The sequence below is a fragment of the Sulfurimonas sp. ST-25 genome (genome assembly GCF_048079205.1).
GTDB lineage: Bacteria > Campylobacterota > Campylobacteria > Campylobacterales > Sulfurimonadaceae > Thiomicrolovo > Thiomicrolovo sulfuroxydans.
On the sequence record NZ_CP182225.1, the window covers coordinates 1,143,006 to 1,166,471 of the forward strand.

Annotated in this window: 28 protein-coding genes; 13 read left to right on the plus strand and 15 right to left on the minus strand. The window is 57.6% G+C overall.

Annotated elements, in window-relative coordinates; translation table 11 throughout:
* Window positions 1–552, plus strand: a complete 552-nt coding sequence (locus ACM66T_RS05825; protein ID WP_416768879.1) for a hypothetical protein — start codon at window positions 1–3, stop codon at window positions 550–552.
* A gap of 46 nt (window positions 553–598) precedes the next feature.
* On the opposite strand, the gene ACM66T_RS05830 is transcribed toward ACM66T_RS05825, so the two are convergent.
* A complete protein-coding gene (locus ACM66T_RS05830) occupies window positions 599–994 on the minus strand; it encodes a hypothetical protein (RefSeq protein ID WP_416768880.1) in 396 nt (131 codons plus the stop codon).
* 127 nt (window positions 995–1,121) lie between these two features.
* Between ACM66T_RS05830 and ACM66T_RS05835 the strand changes: the two genes are divergently transcribed.
* The 5 genes from ACM66T_RS05835 (at window position 1,122) to ACM66T_RS05855 (ending at window position 5,225) form a co-directional block, all read left to right on the plus strand.
* On the plus strand, window positions 1,122–1,910 hold the full coding sequence (locus ACM66T_RS05835) for a DUF4197 domain-containing protein (RefSeq protein ID WP_416768882.1): 789 nt from the start codon (window positions 1,122–1,124) through the stop codon (window positions 1,908–1,910).
* Window positions 1,911–1,964: 54 nt separating this feature from the next.
* Window positions 1,965–2,252, plus strand: coding sequence for a hypothetical protein (locus ACM66T_RS05840; protein WP_416768883.1), 288 nt, complete (start codon window positions 1,965–1,967; stop codon window positions 2,250–2,252).
* A gap of 15 nt (window positions 2,253–2,267) precedes the next feature.
* Entirely contained in the window at window positions 2,268–2,960 is a 693-nt protein-coding gene (locus ACM66T_RS05845) for a 2-phosphosulfolactate phosphatase (RefSeq protein ID WP_416768884.1), read from the plus strand.
* Between the two features lie 77 nt (window positions 2,961–3,037).
* Window positions 3,038–4,564: a PAS domain-containing sensor histidine kinase gene (locus tag ACM66T_RS05850; RefSeq protein WP_416768885.1), complete on the plus strand. Its 1,527-nt coding sequence runs from the start codon at window positions 3,038–3,040 to the stop codon at window positions 4,562–4,564.
* 103 nt (window positions 4,565–4,667) lie between these two features.
* Window positions 4,668–5,225, plus strand: a complete 558-nt coding sequence (locus ACM66T_RS05855) for a cytochrome b/b6 domain-containing protein (protein WP_231021098.1) — start codon at window positions 4,668–4,670, stop codon at window positions 5,223–5,225.
* On the opposite strand, the gene ACM66T_RS05860 is transcribed toward ACM66T_RS05855, so the two are convergent.
* A complete protein-coding gene (locus tag ACM66T_RS05860) occupies window positions 5,222–6,028 on the minus strand; it encodes an alpha/beta fold hydrolase (protein WP_231021099.1) in 807 nt (268 codons plus the stop codon). The genes ACM66T_RS05855 and ACM66T_RS05860 overlap by 4 nt on opposite strands.
* A 162-nt stretch (window positions 6,029–6,190) precedes the next feature.
* On the opposite strand from ACM66T_RS05860, the gene ACM66T_RS05865 reads away from it, so the two are divergent.
* Entirely contained in the window at window positions 6,191–6,340 is a 150-nt protein-coding gene (locus tag ACM66T_RS05865) for a hypothetical protein (RefSeq protein WP_231021100.1), read from the plus strand.
* On the opposite strand, the gene ACM66T_RS05870 is transcribed toward ACM66T_RS05865, so the two are convergent.
* Window positions 6,335–6,778 carry a hypothetical protein gene (locus tag ACM66T_RS05870; RefSeq protein ID WP_416768886.1) on the minus strand — a complete coding sequence of 148 codons (444 nt, stop codon included), beginning with the start codon at window positions 6,776–6,778 and terminating at the stop codon, window positions 6,335–6,337. The genes ACM66T_RS05865 and ACM66T_RS05870 overlap by 6 nt on opposite strands.
* A complete protein-coding gene (locus ACM66T_RS05875; protein WP_231021102.1) occupies window positions 6,775–7,080 on the minus strand; it encodes a hypothetical protein in 306 nt (101 codons plus the stop codon). Before ACM66T_RS05875 ends, ACM66T_RS05870 begins: the two co-directional genes overlap by 4 nt.
* A gap of 180 nt (window positions 7,081–7,260) precedes the next feature.
* On the opposite strand from ACM66T_RS05875, the gene ACM66T_RS05880 reads away from it, so the two are divergent.
* The gene (locus ACM66T_RS05880) at window positions 7,261–8,496 is read left to right on the plus strand and encodes an HD domain-containing phosphohydrolase (RefSeq protein WP_231021103.1); all 1,236 of its coding nucleotides are present in this window, start codon (window positions 7,261–7,263) and stop codon (window positions 8,494–8,496) included.
* Window positions 8,497–8,506: 10 nt separating this feature from the next.
* On the opposite strand, the gene ACM66T_RS05885 is transcribed toward ACM66T_RS05880, so the two are convergent.
* Genes ACM66T_RS05885 through ACM66T_RS05895 form a run of 3 tightly spaced genes read right to left on the minus strand, consistent with a single transcriptional unit; the run spans window position 8,507 to window position 9,603 of the window.
* Window positions 8,507–8,980: a Mut7-C RNAse domain-containing protein gene (locus ACM66T_RS05885; protein WP_231021104.1), complete on the minus strand. Its 474-nt coding sequence runs from the start codon at window positions 8,978–8,980 to the stop codon at window positions 8,507–8,509.
* Complete coding sequence (locus ACM66T_RS05890) at window positions 8,980–9,228, minus strand: hypothetical protein (RefSeq protein ID WP_231021105.1); 249 nt, start codon at window positions 9,226–9,228, stop codon at window positions 8,980–8,982. Before ACM66T_RS05890 ends, ACM66T_RS05885 begins: the two co-directional genes overlap by 1 nt.
* 30 nt (window positions 9,229–9,258) lie before the next feature.
* Entirely contained in the window at window positions 9,259–9,603 is a 345-nt protein-coding gene (locus ACM66T_RS05895; RefSeq protein ID WP_231021106.1) for a DsrE family protein, read from the minus strand.
* Between the two features lie 32 nt (window positions 9,604–9,635).
* Here ACM66T_RS05895 and ACM66T_RS05900 point away from each other — a divergent pair, with 32 nt between their 5' ends.
* Window positions 9,636–9,950, plus strand: coding sequence for a hypothetical protein (locus ACM66T_RS05900; RefSeq protein ID WP_231021107.1), 315 nt, complete (start codon window positions 9,636–9,638; stop codon window positions 9,948–9,950).
* A gap of 514 nt (window positions 9,951–10,464) precedes the next feature.
* On the opposite strand, the gene ACM66T_RS05905 is transcribed toward ACM66T_RS05900, so the two are convergent.
* The 5 genes from ACM66T_RS05905 to ACM66T_RS05925 all read right to left on the minus strand — a co-directional run bounded on the left by ACM66T_RS05905 (window position 10,465) and on the right by ACM66T_RS05925 (window position 14,691).
* Complete coding sequence (locus tag ACM66T_RS05905) at window positions 10,465–11,901, minus strand: protein adenylyltransferase SelO (RefSeq protein ID WP_416768888.1); 1,437 nt, start codon at window positions 11,899–11,901, stop codon at window positions 10,465–10,467.
* 68 nt (window positions 11,902–11,969) lie between these two features.
* Window positions 11,970–12,281, minus strand: coding sequence for a hypothetical protein (locus ACM66T_RS05910; protein ID WP_231021109.1), 312 nt, complete (start codon window positions 12,279–12,281; stop codon window positions 11,970–11,972).
* 23 nt (window positions 12,282–12,304) lie between these two features.
* Window positions 12,305–12,451: a hypothetical protein gene (locus ACM66T_RS05915; protein WP_231021110.1), complete on the minus strand. Its 147-nt coding sequence runs from the start codon at window positions 12,449–12,451 to the stop codon at window positions 12,305–12,307.
* A gap of 124 nt (window positions 12,452–12,575) precedes the next feature.
* Complete coding sequence (locus ACM66T_RS05920) at window positions 12,576–14,018, minus strand: FAD-dependent oxidoreductase (RefSeq protein WP_416768890.1); 1,443 nt, start codon at window positions 14,016–14,018, stop codon at window positions 12,576–12,578.
* Window positions 14,005–14,691, minus strand: coding sequence for a phosphoglycolate phosphatase (locus ACM66T_RS05925; RefSeq protein WP_231021112.1), 687 nt, complete (start codon window positions 14,689–14,691; stop codon window positions 14,005–14,007). The genes ACM66T_RS05920 and ACM66T_RS05925 overlap by 14 nt, the downstream gene beginning before the upstream one ends.
* 120 nt (window positions 14,692–14,811) lie before the next feature.
* On the opposite strand from ACM66T_RS05925, the gene polA reads away from it, so the two are divergent.
* The 3 genes from polA to ACM66T_RS05940 all read left to right on the plus strand — a co-directional run bounded on the left by polA (window position 14,812) and on the right by ACM66T_RS05940 (window position 21,439).
* Complete coding sequence (gene polA / locus ACM66T_RS05930; RefSeq protein ID WP_416768891.1) at window positions 14,812–17,526, plus strand: DNA polymerase I; 2,715 nt, start codon at window positions 14,812–14,814, stop codon at window positions 17,524–17,526.
* 123 nt (window positions 17,527–17,649) lie between these two features.
* Window positions 17,650–20,799, plus strand: a complete 3,150-nt coding sequence (ccsA, locus tag ACM66T_RS05935; protein ID WP_231021114.1) for a cytochrome c biogenesis protein CcsA — start codon at window positions 17,650–17,652, stop codon at window positions 20,797–20,799.
* A 208-nt stretch (window positions 20,800–21,007) separates the two neighbouring features.
* The gene (locus tag ACM66T_RS05940; RefSeq protein WP_231021115.1) at window positions 21,008–21,439 is read left to right on the plus strand and encodes a hypothetical protein; all 432 of its coding nucleotides are present in this window, start codon (window positions 21,008–21,010) and stop codon (window positions 21,437–21,439) included.
* 35 nt (window positions 21,440–21,474) lie between these two features.
* On the opposite strand, the gene ACM66T_RS05945 is transcribed toward ACM66T_RS05940, so the two are convergent.
* From ACM66T_RS05945 to ACM66T_RS05955, 3 genes are read right to left on the minus strand one after another with little or no spacing between them, the layout of a single operon-like run.
* A complete protein-coding gene (locus tag ACM66T_RS05945; RefSeq protein WP_231021116.1) occupies window positions 21,475–21,918 on the minus strand; it encodes a pyrimidine dimer DNA glycosylase/endonuclease V in 444 nt (147 codons plus the stop codon).
* 48 nt (window positions 21,919–21,966) lie between these two features.
* Window positions 21,967–22,332 (minus strand): cupin domain-containing protein, encoded by a 366-nt coding sequence (locus tag ACM66T_RS05950; RefSeq protein WP_231021117.1) that lies wholly within the window; start codon window positions 22,330–22,332, stop codon window positions 21,967–21,969.
* 1 nt (window position 22,333) lies between these two features.
* Window positions 22,334–22,741 carry a bacteriohemerythrin gene (locus ACM66T_RS05955; protein WP_231021118.1) on the minus strand — a complete coding sequence of 136 codons (408 nt, stop codon included), beginning with the start codon at window positions 22,739–22,741 and terminating at the stop codon, window positions 22,334–22,336.
* 77 nt (window positions 22,742–22,818) lie between these two features.
* On the opposite strand from ACM66T_RS05955, the gene ACM66T_RS05960 reads away from it, so the two are divergent.
* The gene (locus ACM66T_RS05960; protein ID WP_231021119.1) at window positions 22,819–23,463 is read left to right on the plus strand and encodes a Crp/Fnr family transcriptional regulator; all 645 of its coding nucleotides are present in this window, start codon (window positions 22,819–22,821) and stop codon (window positions 23,461–23,463) included.
* Window positions 23,464–23,466 lie beyond the last annotated feature (3 nt).

Genomic DNA, 23,466 nt, shown 5'->3' on the forward strand with positions numbered 1-23,466 from the left:
ATGGATATTAATTTACTAGGTGTAGGTGCAATTATTGGTGCAACAATAGTTGCAGGAACTAATGCCTATATTTTTATTCAAAATCGTAATAAAGATGAGATTAAAGAGCGTATTGAAAAATTGTACGGCCCCCTTTATGTGTATTATCTTGAAAATATGAAATATGGCTCATCAAAAAATGAACTTGAGTTATACGAACATTATTTGGCACTTAAAAAAATCTATATCTCAAACAGTATTTTTGCATCTGATATTTTGAAAGAATTGTTCGATAGTTTGATGTCGGTGGAGTCTGATTTAATGGAAATGTCATTGGAAGAACGTGTGCATAAAATGATGACTGAGCCATTGTTTAATAATGATAAATATCAAGATGTTTGTTTGTATGAGATGATGTATAGATTAGAGGGATGGATTGATAGAGAACATGATGAACTTCAACTGTATTACGCAAAAAGTTTTATTGGGAGATTTTTATGGAGACTGGAAAGTGATCATAACTCAAGCTATGCAAGAGGTACAATTCCTGCCGGCCGGAGTTTTGATAATTAAAGAGTAAAAACAGACTTATCTTACGTCAGGATATATAGTAGGCCATTTACTTATGAAGGTAGTCGTGATTAAGATGGGTCAGTGCGGCATCCCAAGCGTTGATGGCTTTTGGCGGGGCTTTGCGGTCCAGGACCTGTTTCATGCCTTTGAGCAGCGCTTCAAAGATGAATTGGAACTGCTCATGCGACGCTGTAGGATACATGGCCTTGAATTTTTCCGCATAGGTCTTCATTTTTTCCGGGCGGTCGATAAAGGTTGTCAGTGCGATAACGGCAAAGCTGAATTGCTGGGGCATGTCGGCTTTGGCTCCCTGGAACAGCACCTTTAGCTCGGGGTGCTCTGTCAGCAGGATTTTAAACGTCTGCTCGGTAATGGCATGGATGTTCTCGGCCACCTTGGGCGCGCTTTTTTGCAGGTTGTCGTAATGCTCCTCCGGGATCATGACTCTCCTTTTATAAACTTATGAGCAATTCTCATTCCAATGCTTTCCGGAAGCGTTCCTGATTTATGGCATACTGCTAGACAACTGAAAAACAATAAGGGCTTCCATGCATTTTTCAAAACTGTTAATGACCTCTTCTTTGGCTGTTGTACTCACAACCCAGACCCTCAATGCCGGGCTGTTTGACTCCATCATCGAAACGGTGACAAAAACGACTTCGGGCGAGACGCAGACGAAGGATGTATCCGGGCTTTCGATCACGGACATTGACGGCGGTTTGCGTGAGGCGCTCAACAAGGGTGTCAAACAGGCCATTGAACAGTTGGGGCAGGAGGACGGTTTCCTCGGGAACAGCCTGGTGAAGATCCCCGTGCCCGACAAGCTGATGATGGTCGAGAAGGGGCTGCGCAAGGCGGGGATGGGCAAGTATGCCGACGATTTCGTTACGGCGATGAACCGGGCGGCGGAGAAGGCGGTGCCGGAGACGGCGAAGATCTTTGCCGATACGATCTCCGCAATGAGCATCGAGGATGCAAAGAAGATCCTTACGGGTCCGGACAACGCGGCAACGGAGTATTTCCGCGAGCACTCCGGCCCGGCGCTGCAGGCGGCGATCCTGCCTATTGTCCAGCAGTATACACAGGAGACCGAGGTAACGCAGTACTACAAGACGATGGTCGATACCTATGACAGTTACGGTGCGCCCGTACTGGAGCAGACGGGGGTGACGAAGCTTCTTGGGTCGCTGTCGGGTGAATCGAATGCAACGACGTACGACCCGCGCGACCTCGACGGCTACATCACGGCCAAGGGAGTAGACGGCCTCTTCACGGTCATTGCCGAAGAGGAGAAAGCGATCCGCACCGACCCTGCGGCGCGTACGACGGAGCTGCTGCAGAAGGTTTTCGGCAACTGAGGGTGGGGATAGAACGGTTATTGTAATAGGGGAATCAAAAAAAGGTTCTCTACAGTGAAAAACAAAACGCGTCCGAAAGTCGTTCTTCTCAAAGGCAACGGTCCCATCATCATCAACAGCGAAATGATGGAGCTTATTACGATCACACTGTCGCACGGTCTTGTCGGCCTTCCGCTGGAGGAGCTGCGCGCCGAGAAGGTTATCATTGTCAAGGATATGGAGACCTTCTGGGAGGTCCATAAGAAGGTCAAAGAGAAGCCGGCCTGTTTTGTCTACAGTTACGATGAACTGGACGAAGAGGATATGAAACGGATCAAGTCGGAGAGCATCAGTTACCTATAGGAGAACAAAGCGCCAGTGAGTCCCCGCGTCGAGATATTCAGAGGCAACGACCTCACGCTTCCCGCTTCTGAGGTCAACGTCGTCATCGACGTCGTGCGGGCCTTTACCGTGGCACATTACGCTTTTTTGCAAGGCGCCGCGGAGATCCTCCTTGTCCCGGACGTTAAGGCGGCCTTTGCCGTGCGGAAGGAACGTCCGGAGGTACTGCTGGCCGGCGAGATCGGCGGCCTCCCCATCGAGGGGTTCGACCTCGACAACTCCCCCGTTTGCTTCGCCTCTGCCGATCTGGAAGGCCTTATAATCGTGCAGAAGACAACGAACGGCGTCAAGGCGGCGCTGCACTCGCTGGGGGCTCCTATGGTGCTGCTGACGGGCTTCTCCAACGCCGAAGCGACGGCGTTGTACCTCAAAGCGCATTACGGCGACAGCGATGCGAAAATAAACCTCGTCGCTTCCCACCCCACGGGGGACGAGGATTTCGCCTGCGCGGAGTATATACGTGCCCAGTTACTGGGAGAGACGATGGAAGCCGATGAGGTCCGGCGGCGCATCTACGGCTGTGAGACGGTCGTGAAGTTCCTCGACCCCGCCCGCCCCGAGTTCAACGCCGAAGATATCGACTACTGCGCAACCTCCCTGCCGCCCGCCTTTGTTATGGCTGTTTATCAAGGAGCTCTGTGGACCAGCGTGCGGAAAGTGACACTCTGAACAGAGTCCGCCCCGTGAGCGCCCCGGCAGGGCCTTTGTATATCTCCCTTACGATAAAATGAGGCAGGAGGAGATGCATGTTCAGTTTTGAAGAGATTTTCGACCTTGTCGATATCGGGATTACTGTCTATGAACCGTTGGAGGAGGGTGACGACTTCAAGGTCGTCTACATCAATGACAAAGCGAAGAAACTTTGCCATTTTGATGTAGGAGAGTCCGTCAGCGAAGCGTTATCCACGCTCTTCCCTGTCAATGCGACCCGTCCCCTGCTTGAGTTCTTCCGGGAGGTGTACCGCACGGGAGAGGCGGAGGAGGTCGCCCTGGTCCCCTGCTACGGGTCCACCGACCTCTGGCAGGAGGGCTACATCTACAAACTCTCCAGTGGCCACCTCGTTTCGCGCTGCATGGGGGTGAAGGAAGAACGCGCGCGGGAGATCCTGGCCCCGGATGAGCGTCTGACCTTTCGAACGATCCTCGATACGGCGCCCATCGGGATCTGGTCCCAGGACATATCCGGCAGACTCCGCTTCGTCAACAAGGCCTTCTGCGATGCCACAGGTATCAGCGAGGAGCGGTTCCTCTCCGTCCCCCATTACGAATCGCTCTATTCAGCGGAAGCCGCGCAGAGCTGCATGCGTTCGGATGCCGCGGCCCTGCAGCAGAGCGAACCCCATCTCTCCTATGAGAAGATCCCCTTTACCGACGGCAAAGTGCATGAGGTCCTCATTGTCAAAACGCGGGTCGAAAACGCGGAGCACGGCGTCAGCGGCCTGGTCGGACTCAGTCTCGATATGACCGAACAGCTCGAAGCGGAGCGGAAGCTCGAGGCGATCAACCGGAACCTCGAGGAGCGGATCAGGGAGGAGATCGAAGCGAGCCGCCGGAAAGACACGATGCTCTTTCAGCAGAACAAGTTCGCCGCGATGGGGGAGATGATCAGCAACATTGCGCACCAGTGGCGGCAGCCGCTCAATACCCTTGGGTTGCTGATGACGGGAATGTCGGTCAAGATGATGATGGCGAAGGACGAAACGCGCGAGAGCGAATTCGAAGAGTTCCAGAGCCACTGCAGCGAGATCATCCAGTACCTCTCCGACACGATCGACGATTTCCGCCTCTACTACCAGGAGGACGGGGGGCACGACAGTTTCTGCATCAGCGATATGGACAAATCGCTGCAGACCCTCGTTATCAGCTCCATTATGGGCAAGCGGATCGGTTACGAGACCGATCTCGAAAACGTCCGGATCGGCGGGCATCTGAACAACCTTAAACAGGCGCTGATCAACCTCTATTCGAACGCGGCCAATGCCATTAAGAGCCACAGGACCGATGCGGGCTTCATCCAGTGCAGAGGATTCGCCGAAGGATCGCAGTATGTCATCAAGGTCTGCGACAACGGCGGCGGCATCGACAAGGCGATCATCGACAAGATCTTCGACCCCTATTTTACGACCAAGCACAAAAGCCAGGGCACGGGGCTGGGGCTCTACATGACGAAGCAGATCATCGAGCAGAAGTTCAACGGCTCTATCTCGGCGGAGAACGACCGGACCGGTGCCCGTTTCACGATCCGCATCCCCATGGCCGGGGAGGCGTGCTGAGCCTCCGCCGGGCACTTTCACTGTTTACATTCATTTACGCCCCGGATACACAGGTTTGAGGAATATGGCGTATAATTGTCATATTTAACCGGAGGGGGAGATCATGAAAGATTACTCGTTACAACTGCGCGTCTGGCACTGGGCCAACGCCGTCGTCGTCCTCGGTCTGCTGGGGACGTTTTTCCTGCGCAAGACCTTTTTGAGCTGGCACACCAATTCGCAGATCCTGCTGGAGAAGCTCGCATCATTCGGCATTACCGTGACGCCTGAGCAGGCCGCGGCACTGGCCAAGGCTGTCAGGGCGCCGATGTGGGAGTGGCACATCATCCTGGGGTACGTTTTCGCCGTGCTCGTCCTCTGGCGGCTGGTGATGATTTTTAAAGAGGGGTTCGGCTACGCACCGGAGAACAGCCACATGGCATGGGTCTATCGAGGCTACAAAGTCATCTACGCCGTGATGGCATTTATGGCCGTCAGCGGGCTGCTCATCACTTTCTACAAGGATATCGGCCTTGCCAAGGACATTGCGGGCTCCGTCAAGGAGCTGCACGAGCTTGTCGCCTGGGCCATCGTCGCCTTTGTTGTTCTGCACATTGCCGGCGTCTTTGTCGCCGACAACCGCGACCAGAAGGGGATCACCTCGAAGATGATCTCGGGCTAGTCCCTGTGGCAGTGCCTGGAGAGGAAGGGGAGCAGGGCGGCATTGAACGCCTCGGGGTTCTCGAGGTTGCTCAGGTGTCCCGCCCCTTCGATGATGACGAGCTCGGCGTCCGGGAGGGCGTTGTGCATGTAGACCGAAGCGTCCGGCGGAGCGATTTGGTCCGCCTCGCCGACGAGGATAAGCACCGGGAGAGCGAGCCGGGGGAGTCCGCTGCAGGTCTCGTCGCGCTCGCGCATGGCGCGCAGCGAGTGCACCAGGGAGTGTGCGGGCGTTGAAACGATCATCTCCCTGACTGCGGCGACTGTTTCGGGATGCTGTTCGAAGGTCTGTTCCGCGAGCAGTTTTCCCAGCAGCCCCTCGGCAAAGGGCTCGACGCCGTCCGCTTCGATGGCGCGGATGGCCTGCAGCCGCTTCTCGCGCCCTTCGGGCGTATCGGCGGCGCACTGCGTATCACAGAGAATGAGGGCGTTGAAGCGTTCGGGGTGTTGCTCCGCCGCCCGCAGGGCGATGTAGCCGCCCATTGAGAGGGCGCACAGCGTCGCCGTTTTGACCCGCAGGGCATCCATCAGTGAGAGCAGGTCCTGCACAAAGAGGGGAATGGAGAAGGGCTCTTCGCCCCCCTCCGTTGCCCCGTGTCCTCTTAGGTCGTAAGCGATGACCCGGCAGTGCTTCCTGCAGGCTTCCGCCTGGCGCTGCCACATCGTCCGGTTCAGGGGAAAGCCGTGCAGAAAGATCAGTGCCGGCATGTCGACCGATCCCAGGTCGTCATAGTGTATTTCAATACCGTTGACCGTCGTTGTCATGCTCGCTCCTTCTATAAGTATATTTAATCAATTTTAGCGAAAAAACATACCGTTTTCATAATGAAAATCTATATGTGTCCTACGGTGGTCCGTCAGCAGGCAGCAGTGCTATAATGGGGATAAAGAGCTACTGACAAAAAAACGGGAAGGAGAGGAGCAAAGATGAAGACGCTGTGCAAGATCAGATTGAATGCGGATGAGAAGCCGGACAAGGCGCTGCGAAAGCTGCTCTCCTCCCCGAAATACTACTGCAGAAAATGCCTGCGTAGCGCGGCGGAGAAGGGGGCGCTGTGCAAACCGGAGAAGCTATGAACCGTAGACTTCCATCGGCATCCCGATGGCAATGGGGTTGTGGAGCATGACGCTGCGCTTCGCCTCGCCGTCGGCGGCAAAGAGGTCGTAGGGGACGTAAAGCAGGCGCGCGGAGATTTTTTTGTGCGCCTGCGCCTTCTCCTCGACGTGGATGCGGATCCCCTGGGGCGAGGGGGCACTGTACTGCTCGGGGATGGTAACACGGGCGACGAGGGCGACCGCATCGACGTCCCCCATCTTCACCTCGCCCTTGAGGCGTTCGAGCAGCTGCTCGTAGCACTGCTTCTCTTCGCCGCTTTCGCAGGCGAGTTCACGTACGCTGCCGTCCTGTGCCAGCAGCTTGGCGAAGGGGACGAGGGGCCGCTCCTCTTCCAGGGCCAGCACGGCGTCGGCGACGCAGCGCTCCACCATCTCGAACAGTTTCTCTTCGTCGGTCATCGTTTTCCTTTTTGGTTTGTGTGCCCCTTGTACCATTTGCAGCGCTTTTTCTGCTTGATGGTATAGACGTTGTACTGAAACTTCTTGCCGCAGTCGGGGCAGGCGAAGATCGCACGGTTCTTCGCCTTCATATAGCGCACAAACAGGAAGTTGCCGACCTGGTCGCCCTCGCGGTAGACGGTTTTGTCGTTGCGGGCGGCGAGCGCCTCGGCGTTTTGGGCATCTTCGCGCGCACGGCGCTGCCAGAGCGGCTCTTCGTCCTCTTCGAACGTGCCGGTGTCGGCGGTGTAGCGTTCGGTCATCGGCAACGGGCCGTCATGCGCAGCAGAAATCGGCAGAGAGGTGAGTTGGCAGACATGGGTGAATTATATCCTATCCGCGCGGCGGGAAAAAACGCCATGCCGGCTCGGAAACATGCCGTTCGGTCAGAGGGAATGTGCTATTATCTTCTTAGATAATAACGTTCACAGAAAGTGTTAACGATGGACTACGAACTCAATATTCGCGAAGTGATTTACGCCCTCACCGAGGCCCTTGACCTTGTCGGTATCGACGATACGCGCCACGGAAAGCGGGTGGCCTTCATGGCCGCCGAATGCGCAAGAGCCGCGGGGTTTGATGAGGCATTTATAGACGATATCATCGGGATCGGGATGCTCCATGACTGCGGTGTTTCAACGACGGACGTTCACCGCTCCCTTGTCACGCAGCTGGAGTGGAAGGATGAGCAGATCCACTGTGAACGCGGTGCGATCCTGCTGGGCAAGGTGGCGCTCTTTCAACGCTTCGCATTGCCGGTCTACTACCACCACACCCACTGGGAGCTTCTGGAGCATCTGCCCGTTGACAGGCGTGTCAAACAGCTGGCCAACCTGATCTATCTCGCCGACAGGGTCGATGCGCTCCGCTCGCAGATGGGCGGTTCGGGCCTGGAACAGAGTGCGGAGATCGAACGCGTCATCGTCGAGCACAGTGGCACCTTTTTCGCACCGGATTTCGTCGAAGCGTTCCAAAAGGCTTCGGGCCGGAACTCCTTCTGGTTCTCCCTGGAGGACGAACCGCTGGAAGAGCAGCTGATGGAGTGGGTCGGCAGGGGGGAGAACAGACCGTTCTCCTTTTCGGCCGTGCGGGAGATGGCGCAGATGTTCGCCGACGTCGTCGACGCGAAAAGCCCCTTCACCTTTGAGCACTCCTTCGGGGTCGCGGCACTGGCAAACTTTTTGGCCCGGGGGTTCGGGCTGGACGAACAGAGGCGCGAGACGGTGGAGATCGCTGCACTCCTGCACGATCTGGGCAAACTGCGGGTCGAAGATGCCATTTTAAACAAGAACGGTCGGCTGGATGCCGGGGAGAAGATATTGATGAACCGGCACGGGTTCGATTCGAATATGATCCTGCGGCGCATCCACGGTTTCCGGGGAATCGCCCGCATCGCCTCCCTGCACCACGAGATGCTCGACGGAAAGGGGTACCCCTACAGCCTTGGGGAGGAGGAGATCCCCCTTGAAGCGCGGATCGTAACCGTCGCCGATATCTTCCAGGCCCTGGTGCAGACGCGCCCCTACCGCGCGGCGATGGAACCGGACGCGGCCTTCGCCATTTTGCAGGAGATGGCCGATAATGGGAAGATCGACACGGCGGTCGTGGCGATGATCGGCACAAACCTGCAGCAGGCCTACCGCCTGGCAAAATACAAAGAGCGCGTCAAAGCGGCATAGGGCCGCCGCACTACAGGGCTGCTTTCAGGAAAAGAATCATGTTGCGGTAGTGGTCGCCGTTCCAGTAGACGCGGCCGCATTCGGGGCACTGCCGGAAGGTGTCGAAGGTTTCGTAGACCTTTTCGGGTACGGCCTTTTGAATCGCGGCGGGGCAGACGCGCACGAGCGGAGCATTGCAGACAAGGCAGCGCCGATGCACATCCTCGCCTATTTCCAACCCGAAATGCGCCGCCAGTTCGCGCAGCTGGTCGTGGAGTTCGACGGCGTCAAGCAGATAGACCGGCACGTTTTTGCGCTGTGAGAGGGCCGCATCCCGGGTGAGAATGGTGCGTGTCTCATCCTTGGCTACCCGGAGCAGTTCCGTGTCCGGGATGGTCGGGAAGAAGAGGGTGTCGTACCCCATGAAGCGGAGGTACTTGGCAACACGGCCGAGATGGCAGTCCGCGATAAAACGGTGCTTGCCGTCTCGCTGAGCACTGCCCATCAGGCTTCGGGGATCGTCTCGCTGACGCTGCTCCAGTCGGCCAGGCCTGTAGGGACGTTGCCGTACTCGTTTTCGAGCCGGTCCCACTCGGGATAGTCGGTGTTGAAGGCGGCGACGTCCTCGGCCGCTTTCTCCGGGCTCTCATACTCGCCGAGCATCTCCTCATCGATCCAAAGCTGGTAGCGCTCGTGGCCCGCCTGTCGGATCTCGAAGGTCCCGATATCGGTGTTGAAAAGGTAGTTCCGCATCTGCTCCTCCTTGGGTGCCTATAAGGATGATTATACCGTCATTACCGCCCAGCTGTCATCTTTGAGACACGCCGTGAGCATCTCGCCGGTGTGGGTATTCTCTACTCCCAGTGCCGCGAGGGCATCCGTAGCCTCATAATCCTCGGTGCAGACGATGCAGGCGCTCATGGTGACGCCGCTCTCCTGCATCTGTTTCAGACGTGCCTGCACCTCCGCATCGGCGGCGGCCAGTTTGATGGAGGGTCCCCAGATCATCAGGTGGGCCTCTTCCCAGTAGCCCCGTTCCAAAATGACGGAGCCGTAAAGCAGGGGCAGCTTCATGGCGACCTCTTTGTCGCCGTTCGTCCAGACGATCAGGAGTTTCGTTTTCGACATTGTTTTTGCCTTTTTGGTAAAATTCTATCCTAATGATCCGAGAAAAAATCGCAACCGCCACCTATCGCCTGAAACACAACCCCGCCCTGCGACGCAGTGTCGCGCAGATGAAGCCGAAAAAAACGGTGTGGGGTTTTTTGGGAGTCGTCCTTTTCTTCTTTGTCCCCGAGATCATCGCATTTATCTGGGGTGCCGACATCACCGCCTACGCCCATGCGCAGATGCTCGATGTCCCCGCCGAACCGCTGGCCACCTGGTACGAGTTGCTGGTCATGCTTTTTGAGGATGGGGGCAGCTGGGTGAACCTCGGTATCGGCTTCGCCTTCCTCGTCTGGCTTTTCCTGTAAAAAACCGGCTACCTACATCAGCTTCGGTTCCCGAAGCGCATTCAATGAAATTAGGAATTGGCCTTGAGCGCTCTTTGTAAGCCATCCCGGAGGCATATAGCCGGGAGGGATGAGCGATTCGCGAAAGGCCGCTTTTTGCGCTACTTTTTCTAAAAAAGTGGAATGAACATTTTTCCTTTTCCTTTCTTTTTACAAAGAAACGAAACCAAAGAAAATCGTCGTTGCGCGAATCGCACGCTGCTCCCGGCTTTATGCCTCCGCAGCGGCTTTCAAGGCACGCTTAACGACCTTTCGCCTATTAAAGTTATGCGCTTCGACGTGTCGAAGCTCGTATCAAGAGCTTTGTACTGACAAAGCGCATTCAAATCAATCGGAAGTTGGCCTTGAGCGCTCCTTGAAAGCCGCCCTGAAGGCATAAAGCCGAGAAGGGCGAGCGATTCGCGAAAGGCCGATTTTCTTTTGGTTCTTTTCTTATGAAAAAGAAAAGAATGAGAAGCGCCTCTTCATGCTTTTATCATGAGGAGCAGGAGAGCTTGAGGTTCTTGTGTTCGTTCGGCGTTGCTTTGGCGTAGCGCTCGAACTGCGGCAGTTCGTCAAAGGGATTGCGGGCGATTTCCAACAGCTCCTCGACTCCGCTGTTGTCGAACTTCTCCGCTTTTTTAATCGCCTCTTGCAGCATGTAGTTCTTCAGCACGTATTTCGGGTTGGTCCGCAGCATGGCGGTGCGGCGCTCTTCCGCGCTGTGCTCCTCCAGCCGCAGCCGGGCGTCGTACTCGGTCAGCCATTCACGGACCGGTTCGCGGTCGACGCAGATATCGAGCAGTGCTTTGCCGTCGCCGTCGTAGCGGCTGAGAGTGCGGAAGAAGAGGGTGTAGTCCGCCTGGCTTTTTTGCAAAGCGGTGAGCATCTTTTTAAGCAGGATGATGTCGTCCTCCTTCTCAGTCGCCAGTCCCATTTTGCTACACATAATCTCGACGTAGGTCTGGGTGTAGACGGAACCGTAATCGTCGAGCTTCTTCTCCATCCGCTCCTTGGAGACGATGGGCGACATGGCCTCGGCGAGCATGGAGAGGTTCCAGTAGGCGACATGGGGCTGCTGCCCGAAACCGTAGCGGCCGTGGGTATCGGTGTGGTTGCAGATAAAGGAGATGTCGTAGTCATCAAGCATGGCGTAGGGACCGTAGTCGATGGTGAGGCCGCCCATCGACATGTTGTCCGTGTTCATGACGCCGTGGTTGAAACCGACGCTCTGCCACTGCGCCAGCAGCCGGGCCGTGCGCTCGACGACCTCGGCGAACATCAGGAAGTAGGCATCCTCCTCGCCCTTCAAATGGGGGTAGCTTTCATTGATGACGTAGTCGGCCAGGGGTTCGAGTTTGTCGTGCTCCTCTTTGTAGTAGAAGTACTCGAAGGTGCCGATACGGACCCAGGTCGGCGACATCCGCAGTACGACCGCCCCGCGCTCGAGGCGTTCGCGCACGACCTTTGTCTCCGAGCCGATCAGCGCAAGCGCGCGGGTCGTCGGGATGCCGAGGTGGTGCATCGCCTCGCTCATCAGGTATTCGCGCACGGAAGAGCGCAGGACGGCCCGCCCGTCGCCCATGCGCGAATAGAGGGTCTCGCCGCTCCCTTTGAGCTGCAGATTCCACTCCCCGCTCTTGCCGAGGTTGATGGCCCGCCCGTCGCCGAGGCGCGGGACGAACATCCCGAACTGATGCCCGGCGTAACACATGGCGAAGGGTTTGGCGCCTTCGGGGGTGAACGTACCGTTGAGCAGCTCTACCAGTTTGTTGTCCGCCGCGGTGTCTGGGGCAAGGCCGATCAGCCCGGCCGCATCAGGGTTGAAGCTGATCAGGTAGGGGTTTTTCAGCGGCGTCGGTTCGGTCGGGTCGTAAAAGTGCGGATCGAGGGAGAGATAGGGGGTGTCGAGTGTGAGTGCATCCAAAGTCATGCCGACTTTGTACATTTACTGTTCTAAAAACGCAATGGGATGCGGCGATGCGTGCTCGCCGCTTGGTGTCACCCCTCTGAATTGACGAGATAGGGGTTGTCGTCGACACCCCGGCGGTGAAGGTTGACGGCGCTCTCCAGCGTGCGCTCAATCACTTCGCTCCACGCTTCGATTCCCGCGGGGACATGGATGGCCTCGCTTTCAAGGTTGTCCCATTCGATGTAGCCCGTGTTGAATGTCGCGACGTCATCGGCAGCTTCGGCGGCCGTGGCGTATTCGCCGAGTTTCTCGTTCTCCAGCCAGAGTTCGTACATCCGGTGGTGGCGGCTGTTCGTAATCTCGAACGTGCCCAGGTCGGTATTGAAAATATAGCTGTGCATCCTCTCTCCTCTTGATGAATGCATCAGCCCTTGCGTTTCGCTTTCTTTTCGACACGCTCTTTGACTTTGTAGTCTTTGATGTGCTTCTTGACCTCCTGCTTGAGCTCTTTTTTCAGTATGTTCTTGAGCTCTTTCTTGACGTATTTGCTGACTTTTTTCTTGTCGATCATCGCATCTCCTTTGCAACGGTATGGTTACATCATAAAACAGGATGGCTTAAATGTCAACGTTGCGGCAGCCGCAACGGACATGTCGGCGGGAGCGTGCGGGGAGAGGCGATCGTGCGCGGGTCGCTTACGCGGCGGGGCTGCCTTCGCGGACCGTCCGGCGGGAGAGGCAGGTCGGGTAGGAGCGCGCTTCGGCGATGGAGGAGGCTTCGGTTTCGATCAGCTGTTCCGAAGGGACGGCCGGCACGTCAAAGGTGCGCGTCCCTTGGACAGAGGCGTCAGCGTAGCCGAGGCGTACAAGACGTTCAACGATAGCATCGGTCATGCTCAGTACCGAGGAGGCTTTGACGACTTCGCAGCGGGCATAGCGGTCGCCGACGAAGGAGACGTCGGCGGCGCGAAGGGTCGGGTCGTCGCCGGGGATCTGCTGGGCACCGAAGAGGGGCTTGGAGGCGACCTCGGCGTCGATGAAGGCGGGAATATAGCGCGCCATGTGCTCGATGGCGCGGCGGCTGCGGCGTTCGACGCAGGACCACTCCCACTCCCGGTCGATCATCTCGATAAAGCGCTCGTCAAGGTTCGGCTGGGCGCTGGCGGGGGTGCTGCCGACCAGCCCTTCGTCAAAGAGGGTGATGTCGTTGGTCATGCCGTGCAGCTGCACGAAACCGCAGGGGTAGGGGGTGAACTGCGCCATCCCGTTGGGGGTGCCGCGCTCGCCGTGGAAGATCACCTCCGGCCAGACGATGCTCTCCTGCCACTTGGTGACATAGGCGGCCTTGAACTCGACCATCCGCTCGCGTTTGAAGCCGAGCATGTCGTCGATCTCCCCGGTGCGGAAGCCCGCGGCGTTGATTAGGTAGTCGAAGCGCTGCGTCGTCGTATGCTCCCCTTCGGTCGCGGTGACAATGAAACCGTTTCCGTCAACGCTTTGCGTCGCGGCGGTGACCGCCGTGCCGAGTTGCAGGTCGCAGCCGTCGAGCTTTTGAAGCGAGAGGGCGGCGCCCGCGCCGAGGCGGAAGAGGTTCAGACCGTACTCCTGGACCATAATGAGGGGAAATTTGACGGTGGAGAGGTCGACTTCGCGGGCGACGGGGATCATCCACTCGTCGGGGGTCTGCGGCATGGCGACCGGTTCGCGTTCGCGGAGCGCTTCGACGCTTTCGCGGTCGTAAAGGCGGAAGTAGGTCTCCGGGTCGCCCAGGACCTGGTTGCGTTCGTCCTCGGCGATAAAGCGCCGGTATTCGCTGCGCAGCATCTCCAGCCGGGGGTAGAGGTCGTCGGGCTCGCCTGTGTCGGTCAGGGGGACGGCGATGACCGTCGGGCGGAAATCGACGGCGTAGGGGTAGAAACGCAGCAGATCGATGGACTGGCGCAGCAGGGTGACGCACTGTTCATCGGAAATCTCGCGGTAGAGGTTCCCGCCGGCATGCAGGTGGCAAAACGGGGGGCCGGAGACGAGGCTCTCGCCCTTTTCGAAGAGGGTGACCCGCATCCCGATGCGGCTCAGGTAGAGCGCCGCCGTCGCTCCTGCGACCCCTCCGCCGACGATGGCGATGTTAGCCGGCACCATGGGAGACTCCGAAGGGGGCAGCGACCTCGGCGAAGGTGTCGCAGACGAGATTGGGGGTATACGAGGCGATTGCCTCCCCGTAGTTGTAGCCGTAGCCGAGGCCGATAGCATCCATTCCGGCGGCTTTGGCCGCGAGGATGTCGTTTTTGGAGTCGCCGATCATGACGCAGCGCTCCTTGTCCACGCCAAGGGTTTCGCAGACGTGCAGCAGGGGCCGGGGGTCCGGTTTCCGTTGGGGCAGCGAATCGCCGCCGAGAGTATATTCGAACAGTTCAGACATCCCCAGGCTGTGCAAGATGGGTTCTATGAAGGCGTAGGGCTTGTTGGTGACAATGGCCAGGCGGTAGCCCTCTTTGTGCAGTTGTTGCAGGACTTCGGGCACCTGAGGGTAGGGGCGCGTCAGCACGGCGAGGTTGCCGGCATAGAACTCCAAAAAGATTGCGAGAGCGCGGTCGACCGTTTCGGTATCGTCCTCCGCGTTGCCGCTCGCGCGCAGGGCACGCTCGACAAGGGTGCGAGCCCCGTTGCCGACCCAGCCGCGCACGGTCGTCTCTTCGAAGGGGGGACGCCCGAGCTGTTCAAGCATATGGTTGACCGCCAGCGCCAGGTCGGGGGCGCTGTCGATGAGGGTACCGTCAAAGTCGAATAGAATCAGCTCTTTATGCGTGAACACCTGTCGTTTCCTTATTTAAATATTTCGCCGGGATTATAGCGCAGCCCGATTAATCCCGTTTTCGTTAAAATGGCTTCCGTTTTTATCTAAGTGCAACTTTAAGACCAAAAGAGACCCGCTATGCCCAAAACCATTACCGTCATCGATACCTTCGGTTTCTTCTTTCGCAGTTTTTACGCCCTGCCGCCGCTCACGAACAAAGAGGGGTTCCCGACCGGCCTGCTCACCGGTTTCATCAACTTTATCGACCGCCTTCACCAGGACCATGCCAGCGACTACATCGTCTTCGCCCTCGATGCCAAGGGGCCGACCTTCAGGAACGAGATCGACCCCGAGTACAAGGCGCACCGCCCGCCGCCGCCCGACGAGCTCAAAGCGCAGCTCCCCATCGCCATCGAGTGGATCGAGAAGATGGGCTTCAAGACCCTGATGCAGAGCGGTTTTGAAGCCGACGATATGATCGCCTCTATTACGAAAAAGGCGGTCGAAGCGGGGATGGTCGTGCGGATCGTCTCCCACGACAAGGACCTCTACCAGCTTATCGACGATGACAGGGTCGTGCTCGTCGACGCCATAAAGCGCAAGGACGTCAACGAGACGGAGTGCCTGGAGAAGTACGGCATCCGCCCGGAGCAGTTCACCGACTACCAGGCGCTGCTCGGCGACAGCGCCGACAACGTGCCGGGAGTCAAGGGGATCGGAAAGGTGACGGCGCAGAAGCTGCTCAACCAGTACGAGACCCTCGATAACGTCTACGCGAACCTCGACGAGGTGAAGCCGGCCGGGGTACAGAAGAAACTGCGCGAAGGGGAGGAGAACGCCTGGATGTCGCGCAAGCTCGTCACCCTGCGCGACGACCTTTTTGAGACGGTGGCGTGGGACGAGTACGACATGGACGACCGCAACCCCTTCCTGCCGATCGTACCGGAGCTGATACGCTACGAGATGAACGGGATCATCCGCAAGCTCAAAGCGAAGAAGCTTATCAGCGAAGAGGAGATCAGTAACGAAAATGCCGTGCAGGAAGCGGAGTGCCCGCTGCCGGCGAACGCCGGGTTTAGCGCGAAACTGATCACCGACGAATCGGAGCTCGCCGCGCTCACCGGCGCGATCACCGCGGAGACCCTGGTCGCTTTCGATACGGAGACGACGGGGCTGGATTATCTGGAAGATACGATGGTCGGGTTCAGTTTCTGCCTGAACGCAGAGGAGGCCTACTACGTCCCCGTTGGGCACAGCTACCTCGGCGTTCCGGAACAGGTCGGCGAAGCGGCCGCGTCTGCGGCACTGCGGCAGATCTTCACCGGGCGGGTCGTCGGGCACAACCTCAAGTTCGACCTCCACTTTGTTAACCACTATATGGAGGGGTTCGAACCCTCCCTTTATGCCGATACGATGGTCATGGCGTGGCTTGCCGCACCCGAGAGCCCGCTCTCCCTGGACAAGCTCGCACAGGTCCACCTTAATCATACGATGATCAGCTTCAAAGAGACGGTCAAGAAGGGGGAGGACTTCTCCGGGGTCGACCTGGCCGATGCCTGCGGCTACGCCGCGGAGGATGCCTGGGCGACGTTGATGCTCTATGAGAAACTGACGGCGCTGCTGGACCTGCAGGGCGAGCATCTGCTCGAAGAGGCCGCGGCGGTGGAGTTCCCCTTCTCACTGACGCTCGGCGCGATGGAAGAGGCGGGTATCAAGGTCGACACCAAGGTGCTTGCGACCTTCCTGGAGGAGGCGAAAGAGCGTCTGGCGGAGCTGACGCAGAGCATCTACGAGCTCAGCGGCAGCGAGTTCAACATCAACTCCACGAAACAGCTGGGCGAGGTGCTTTTCGAGAAGCTGGAGTTGCCCGTGGTCAAGAAGACAAAGACGGGCTATTCGACAGACGAGAAGGTACTGAGTTCTCTGCTGGACGCGCACCCCGTCATCGAGAAGCTGCTGTCATACCGCGAACTGCACAAGCTCGTTTCCACCTACCTCGACCCGCTCCTGCAACTGGGAGCGCAGCGCCCCGACGGCCGCATCCACACCTCCTACGTACAGACGGGGACGGCGACGGGGCGGCTCAGTTCGAAAAACCCCAACCTGCAGAACATTCCGACCCGCACCCCGCTGGGCGCGCGCATCCGCGAGGCCTTTGTGGCGGAACCGGGCAAAAAGCTTATCGGCATCGACTACTCGCAGATCGAACTGCGGCTGCTGGCGCATTTCAGCGAGGACCCGACCCTCGTCGACGCCTTCAAGCATGACAAAGATATCCACCTGAGCACCGCGATTGCCCTCTTCGGCGAGGAGGAGGCCCCGAAGAAGCGCAGCATCGCGAAGACCGTCAACTTTGGCCTGCTCTACGGCATGGGTCAGAAGAAGCTCTCCGATACCCTGGGGATCACGACGAAGGAGGCACGGGAGATCATCACCCGCTACTTCGAGACCTTCCCGACGGTCAAATCCTACTTCGCCTCCATCGTCGAGCGCTCCAAAGAGCAGGGGTACGTCGAGACCCTGCTGGGGCGCCGCCGCTATTTCGACTACGACAAGGCGACGCCGATGCTCAAAGCCGCGTACGAGCGCGAATCGGTCAACACCGTCTTCCAGGGCAGCGCGGCCGACCTGATCAAAATGGCGATGAATCGCATCGATGATGTGATAAAAAAAGAACGCCTCCCTGCTACCATGCTGCTGCAGATTCACGACGAACTGATCTTCGAGGCGGATGCGGCCCAGGCCGATGCGCTGGGGCAGCGTTTCCAATCTATTATGGAAGAGATCCATCCCCTGCATATCCCGCTGCGGGCGTCGCTGAACATCGGGGCGCACTGGGGCGAACTGAAATAGGCTCTGAATAAGCAACGCTTATTCAGCCTCTCCCGCCGATTGAAAGACTCCGTTAACCGAAAATGACTACAATTACGCACTTTGGGGGCCGCACAGCCCTCTGACTGCATGAAAAGGAATGAGATGAAGTACCTCCTCTCTGTGATCAGCTCCATGAAAACCATGGCCACGTTAATGCTGGTGTTTGCCGTCTCCGTCGGATACGCGACTTTTGTCGAAAACGATTTCGGCACGCCGACGGCCAAGGCCATGATCTACAACGCCCGATGGTTCGAGGTGCTGCTGGGTATTCTGGCGTTCAACCTCGTACTCAATATCGTACGCTTCAAAATGTGGAAGAAAGGGAAGGGGCTCGTCTTCCTCTTTCACTTCGCTTTCCTCGTTATCCTGTTCGGCGCGGCGGTGACCCGCTACGTCGGTTACGAGGGGATGATGCACATCCGCGAAGGCGAGACGGAGGACAAGATCACCAGCTCCACGAGCTACCTCAAGATCGTCTATGACGACAACGGCAAGGTCGGCGAGTACAAGCAGAGCCTCTACCTCTCCAAGCTCGGCGGCAACGACGTCGACACGACCTTTGATGTCGCCGGCAAAACGGTCAGCGTCAAGCTGCTCGAATACATTCCCGACGCCGTCTACAGCGTCGTGGAAGCGCCCGACGGCAAGCCGATCGCCAATATGATGATCACCGGCGGAGGTGCCCCCGACCAGATGCAGCTCTCCCAGGGCGAACAGTATGAAAACGAGAAGCTCATTATCGACTTCGATTCCGGCAAGCCCGTGCACGACGGTAAGCCGGTCGTCCGCCTGTTTATGGAAGGGGATACCCTGAAGATGGCCCACGGCTTCCCGCTGACCTACCTCAAAATGGATGACCAGAGCAGCGGTGCCGTTGCCCCGTCCCTGGAAGACAACGCCTCGACACGTACCCTCTATACGACGGAGAACGGCGCGAACTTCGTGATTCGCAGCTTCTTCGCCAAAGGGAAAAAGACGATCGTTTCTCAGGAGACGAAAAAGAAGGGGCCGATGATGCGCACTGCTTCGCAGGACGCGATGCGCCTACAGTTCAGCGACGGCAGCGAGACCAAAGAGGTCGTCGTCATGGGCACTTCCGGCCAGGTCGGCGTGCCGGAACCGGTGACGCTCTCAGGCATCCCGATGTCGGTCAGCTACGGCGCCGAGCTCATCCGCCTGCCGTTCGCCCTGAAACTGGCGGACTTCGAGCTCGACCGCTACCCGGGATCGCAGTCGCCGATGTCCTATGCGAGCGACGTTGTCCTGATAGATAAGGAACAGAACATCGAAATGCCCTATCGTATCTTTATGAACCACGTTCTTGACCACCGCAACTACCGTTTCTTCCAGTCCTCGTACGACCGTGATGAGAAGGGGACGATCCTCTCCGTCAATCACGACCCGGGAACCCTGCCGACCTATATCGGTTACCTGCTGCTCGCCATCGGAATGTTCGGCTCACTCTTCGTCAAGGGCGGCCGTTTCCGCCAGCTGGGCAAGATCGCCAAGCACGCCGCCGAAGAGAAAGAGAAACTGGCCGCGGGGCTCATCGCAGCACTGCTGCTGACGTTCGCGCCGCAAAGCGCCAAAGCCGATACGAACCCGATGATCAAGGAGATCACCTCCTTTGACCGCACCCACGCCGATATGTTTGGGGCCCTGATCGTTCAGGACAGCAACGGCCGTATGAAGCCGGTCGATACCCTCAGCACGGAGATCCTGCACAAGATTAACCGCGGCGACACCATTCTCGGTCTCAATGCGAACCAGATCCTGCTTTCGATGATGCTGATGCCCGAAGCGTGGCGCGACATCAAGATGATCCGTTCGGACAAGCTGGTTAACAAGGAACTGGGATTCGACGCCGGTGAGAAAACACTTGCCTTCAACCAGTTCTTTGAATACCCCGATGAGATGGCGGGCTACAAACTGAACAAATATGTCGAAGAGGCGATCCGCAAGGCACCGGGCAAACGCGATAAGTTTGACAAGGCCGTCATCAAAGTAGACGAACGCGTCAACGTCGCCTACATGGTCTACACGGGCGCGATGCTGCGCCTCTGGCCGGACGCGGGGGATGCGAACCACAAATGGGTGGCGACGATCGAGGCGATCAACGGCTTTACCCCGCAGGAGAGCATGCTCGTACGTTACCTCGCCGCCCAGTACTTCTCCTCCATCGACGACGCGGTCAAGAGCGGCGACTGGAGCAAGGCGGATGCCGCGCTGGAGCAGATCGCCGAGCATCAGAAAAAGGCCGGATCTACCGTCTATCCCGACGAGAACAAAGTGAAACTGGAGATCTGGTATAACCACGCAAACATCTTCGAACGCCTCTGGCCGCTCTATTTCCTTGTCGGTTTCGTGCTGCTGGTCTTCGCCTTTGCACACATCATCAACCCGCGCGTCAAGCTGGGGCTCTTCGCCAAGGGGGCCTATGGACTGCTCGTGCTCTTCTTCATCGCCCACACGGTCGGCCTGGCGATCCGCTGGTACATCTCCGGCCACGCCCCTTGGTCGAACGGGTACGAGTCGATGATCTATATCGGCTGGGCATCGGTCCTGGCGGGCTTCATCTTCTCGAAGAATTCGCCGATTACCCTTGCGGCCACCTCCATCCTTGCCGGGCTGATCCTCTTTGTCGCCCACCTCAACTGGATGGACCCGCAGGTAACGAACCTCGTGCCGGTCCTGCAGTCGTACTGGCTCAGTATCCACGTTTCCATGATTACCGGCAGCTACGGCTTCCTGGGACTGGGGGCGCTGCTTGGCTTTATTACGCTGATCCTTTTCATGTTCAACTCGGGCAAGCGCGCGCACAGCATTTCGCTCTCCATCAAGGAGCTCAACGCCATTAACGAAATGAGCCTGATGGTGGGGCTGGCGACGCTGACGGTGGGGAACTTCCTCGGCGGGGTCTGGGCCAACGAGAGCTGGGGCCGTTACTGGGGCTGGGACCCGAAAGAGACCTGGGCGCTGGTGACGATCCTTGTCTATGCCGTCGTTATCCACCTGCGCTTTATCAAGAAGATCTACACGCCGTACCTCTTCAGCGTTATCTCCCTGCTTGCCTTTACATCGGTCCTGATGACCTACTTCGGCGTCAACTACTACCTGGCGGGGATGCACTCCTACGCCAAGGGCGACCCGGTGCCGATCCCGGATTTCGTCCCGGTGACCTATGCGATCGTCTTCGCGGTCATTGCGCTGGCTTCGCGCCACCGCAAACTTGCACCCCTCTGCAAAGAGTAGGGTCTTTTTAAATCCTCCAAAACCTTTACGCCTGTTCTTCCGCCGATGCCCCCGGGCATCGCTCCTCTTTTCTCATACAATCATCCATTTTCCACCATCCGAATCCCCATTGAAACGGTCGGAATTATTTAATTTTATTCCCGGTTATTTTATGGGATTAAATAATTTGGATATAATTTTTTCTGAATCAAAATGAGAGGAGAGAGGTATGGTGAAAATCGTCCTGATGGCACTGATCGCGTTCGGCGTCCAGCTGCATGCGGCGGATCAGAAATTCAACCTGAAGTTCAATATGCTGAAGCTCAATGCGGAGATGGGATCGGCCCGGGAGTCTATGATCCGGAACGACAGGGCGGAAGCGCTGAAAGTGTTCAAGCGTCTCAAAACGGAGGTGCACGATCTTCTGAGCAACAAGGAGAAGATCGAATCCATGCTCCCCCCGGAGAAGAAACAGAAATCAAACATCGCCCTCGAGTCGGCAAAGCTGATCGCAGAGAATATCGAACTGATCGAGGATGCCTACGGAGAGAATACGCGGGACCTGACGCCGCGCAAACGCCAGATCAAAGCCCAAAGAGCCTACACCTCCATCGAACTGGCCTGTTTCCACTGCCACAACCTGGTGCGCGACGAACTGTAAACACCCTTCGATAACGATGCGCCCGCCCGGGCGTGTCAGGGTGTCGCTGTCGAGATAACCTCCCACGCCTCCACATCCCCAGCTATCGCGCTAAAGAGCGGATGCGTTTCAATTTCCTGTAACGATTCAAGTGCTTTGTAACGGTCTGGGTTCCGTTGTTTCAGTTTATGGAGCAGATGGGCAAACTCGTAGGCAAGCTGGCCCCTCTGCACCGACAGCGTTGCGCATTCACCTTCGCGCACTATTTTCCCCCTGTTGAACCTATAACCTCTCCTGTCCGCCTCGTCCACCACGTCACCGAGATAGCATGCAATGGCTTTTGCGGGGTCTTCGCACTGTTTGAAACGAAGTAACTGCGGGTGGTTCTTGTACCCTTTTGTTCGGCCGAGCAGCACGTTCTGCGCCAGCAGCGCTTCGCGCCACAGTGCGACCAACCCTTTGGCGTCCAGGTATTTCGGGTGGAGTGACCAGAGTCGCATCGGAGTCTCCTCCTTTTGCCCACATTGTGAGCGTTGTAGCTTATCCCACTATACTACAGATTTGCCGAGAACGCCGTCAGTCTTCACCAGGTCGATGACCCGTTTAAGCGCGTCGCCTTTTGAAAGCGTCAGCCGGATAATGCTCTTCGTACGGGCTTCGAGGGAGTGGGGGACGTGTGCATCGAAACAGACCATCTCCCCGCATTCAAGATCTGCTGCATCACCATTGGAGGTGAGTGTGACGCAGCCTTCGAGGACCATGATGGTAATCGGTCCGGGCGCGGTGTGCCCGCGCATGATGTTGCCTTTGGCCATACAGATGCGGATCTCTTTGGAAAAAGGGGTCTCCAGCATCTTTTCGACGACGACCCGTTCTCCGAAATGCGGCGCTTCCAGAAACGTGTATATTTTCATGTCAACTCCCCTTCACCATAGCGATGAAGTTTGCCGTGACGGTGTCCATGGTCGCGATGTGTTGTTGCAGCCACTGTGGCGTATCGGTGCAGATGTAGTCGCGGATGATCTCATCGTCGTTGCGGTTGCGCCACTCCATCATCACCAGCTGGAATGCATTAAGGGCGCGGTCATGCTCGGCTTTGTGCATCTCGAACGCGGGAAAGCCGACTTCTCGCATGAGGTACTCCTCGTTGGCGAAGTGCTCGCGGGTATGGAAAAAAAGTGCCTCAAGTGCCTGAGCGAGGGCCGTTTCGGGCGCACCGGTGTCGAGGAGCGTCTCGATATGGTTGAGCTGTTCCACCTCTTCGGCATGAACGGTGTTCATCTCGTCATAAGCGACTTTGGGGAGTTCGGCGAAAGCGATCATTGGATGATTCCTTTTTTGCGCCAGTATAGGTTATGATAGGGGATTGTGACATTGATATAGATCAAGTTGGAGGGGGCATGGGACTGGAACACTGCTATCTGTTCAACCGGCTGGAAGGGGATGACCTGGCACAGCTGCGGGAAATCAGCCGGGTGAAATCGCACAGCGCTGGGAGCACGCTTTTTTACGCCGGGGAGTACCCGGGAAAACTCCGCCTCATCGCATCGGGAGTGGTAAAGGTCGTCAAGCACGACACGGCAGGCAACGAGATCGTCCTGGCCCATTTCCGTGCTGACGACCTGGTAGCCGAAGCGGCACATTTCGAAAACATCCCCTATCCGGCGACAGCGCGCTGCGAAACGGACGTGACGCTCTACGAGATCGATTTCGGGGCTTTCAAAAGTCGCTTTCTGAACCGACCGGATGTGGCGCTGGGCATCATCCGGTCGCTGACGCGCAAGATCAAGCAGCTCGAAGCGGTGATCCGGCGCACCACGGTCGACGACGCGCAGACCCGCCTGGCACGCTACCTGCTGGAGCATGCCGACGTGCTTTCCGAGACGACCCAGAAGCAGATCGCGTCCGAGATCGGCCTGACGCCCGAAACGGTCTCGCGTATCGTGCGGCGCTTCAAAGCGCGGGGATGGGTCGAGGTGCGCGCGCGGAAGATCGTCATTACCGACCCGGAGGGGCTGAGAAGCATGCAGGATGAAACGGCGTAGGTG